Consider the following 1,789-nt stretch of genomic DNA (forward strand, 5'->3'; position numbering starts at 1 on the left):
TCGAATTCTTGTGTTGATGTACAGTCCCCCATTTATTCGCGAGTCATAGTCGCGAATAAACTGGTCTTTTCACTCTCTTTTTGCAAAATTGGGATGCTCCCCAATCTGAGGGAGTTTTGCCGTGGCTTCTAGCAAATGGCTGGAACTATGACGATGAATCTTGTTTGATTGCAAATATTGTCGATGAGTCTACAAGCCTTGATGAAGTTTGGGAATCAGACGAGTTTGATTTTAAGGCTCTGCCTGATGAAGATCAGGAAAAACTTCACCAGATTTTCGAGCATTTATATCTGTAATCTTCTGTCACTCTCAATCAATAATTAACACAAAGGTAACGAATTATCCGTGAAAAACTCTCCAGTCACATTTAATCAGTCTGACTGGAGAGAAAAATCGATTCCACAACAAATTATGGCACACTTCACTGCTAATAAGATGGAATTAAATTTGATTAAAGTTTACGACCCAACGCTGTTAAGCTCCTCAAAAGTTTACCAAATCAACGGTACGCTTTCCCGATATTTGGGTGATGAAGGTAGTATACAACATCCGCAGTATCTATTTGTACCTCTGCCAAATCAAAGAAAAAAAGCCAGCTTTCGACTAAACCGAAACAAATTAATGACTCGCTGTTATGAGGTCGAAGGCATGGTCTATGAGAAGCCTGGGGTACAGGATAATTCACAGCAACTTCAGCTATTTTGAGCCATGTCAACATATAAACCACCAGTCATCAAAAGACACATTAGGTTACAAAAAAGCTCTAAAAAAGTAATCTATAGGGCTACTAAAGACATTCAAATAGTCACAAAGAAAGCTTCGCTTAATCGAAAGTGAAAAATATTGATTGAGGTGAATAATGATGGTACAAACAATCGACAACACTATCGCTGCAAATTTTCTAACTGATGCAGTAGTTGAACGTCACAACTTTTCACAGTTAAATAAAACTCGTATTCGCTTCCGTATCCAGCTAAAGAAAAGTACAAAATCTGCCGCTCCCAAATGGGCAGATGTACTAAAGGCTGAAGTCTCTGAAATAGAATCAGACCTCGTTAAAGTCACAAATTCCGAAGTCGGTTTGCGGGGTATTAAGGTATTCAAAAAGCTAGATGAAGCTGCTGCCCAACTGAGGCAAGAAATTGCTTCGGTTCAGGAGTGGATGAGCAGTGATACTGGTGATTGGATTTGTCCAATTGACTTGGCTCCACTTGTGTGGAGTCAACTACTCAATATCAGAGATAATGTTGCTCCCACTCTCAGGAATCAATTAAAAGCTGATTATGAGGCAGGACTACTTGATTACCAAAAGAGAATTGACCAATTCCTCTCGCTCAACGCTTGGGAATTATCTTTAGATAAGCAAGAATCAGTCAAAGCTAACTTAATAATGGCTTTTCCTACTCTTACTGATTTATAGGACTAATATTTGATTTCTGAAAAAGCTCCGTACATTTGAAGAGTGGCAAAATCAAAGGTAGTGTGTTGGATAAACCACTCAAACATCCACTTCAGACGAGAGAAGGAAGGAATCAAAGCACAGAAACGCCGCACCCATGTTTTAGCTTGTAACCAAATATCCTCAATAGGATTTTGCGATGGGCAATTAGGAGCAAAACGGACGCAGTGAATTTTCCATCGCTCTGGTGGCAAACCTTCATTTACCTCACCGAAAAAGCCTTGAACAACATGAGAACGATGGTAAGAAGCACCATCCCAAAAAAGAAGTAATCGTTGGTTCGGGGACTGGTCTAATAAATAACGTAGATAATCAATAGTATTGTCAGAA

At 39.3% G+C, this 1,789-nt stretch carries 3 protein-coding genes and 1 pseudogene; 3 read left to right on the plus strand and 1 reads right to left on the minus strand.

Going from position 1 to position 1,789, the window contains the following annotated elements:
• Window positions 1–116 precede the first annotated feature (116 nt).
• The 3 genes and pseudogenes from H6G26_RS41525 to H6G26_RS41535 form a co-directional block, all read left to right on the plus strand.
• Window positions 117–296, plus strand: coding sequence for a hypothetical protein (locus tag H6G26_RS41525; protein ID WP_242054416.1), 180 nt, complete (start codon window positions 117–119; stop codon window positions 294–296).
• 49 nt (window positions 297–345) lie between these two features.
• Complete coding sequence (locus tag H6G26_RS41530) at window positions 346–705, plus strand: hypothetical protein (protein WP_347242653.1); 360 nt, start codon at window positions 346–348, stop codon at window positions 703–705.
• A 157-nt stretch (window positions 706–862) separates the two neighbouring features.
• A pseudogene (locus tag H6G26_RS41535) lies at window positions 863–1,417 on the plus strand (hypothetical protein); the annotation flags it as partial.
• Window positions 1,418–1,422: 5 nt separating this feature from the next.
• Here H6G26_RS41535 and H6G26_RS41540 read toward each other — a convergent pair.
• Window positions 1,423–1,789, minus strand: a 367-nt coding sequence (locus H6G26_RS41540) for a transposase (RefSeq protein ID WP_190737952.1), incomplete at its 5' end; no start/stop codon positions are given.

This window comes from Nostoc sp. FACHB-888, from assembly GCF_014696655.1.
Lineage (GTDB): Bacteria > Cyanobacteriota > Cyanobacteriia > Cyanobacteriales > Nostocaceae > Nostoc.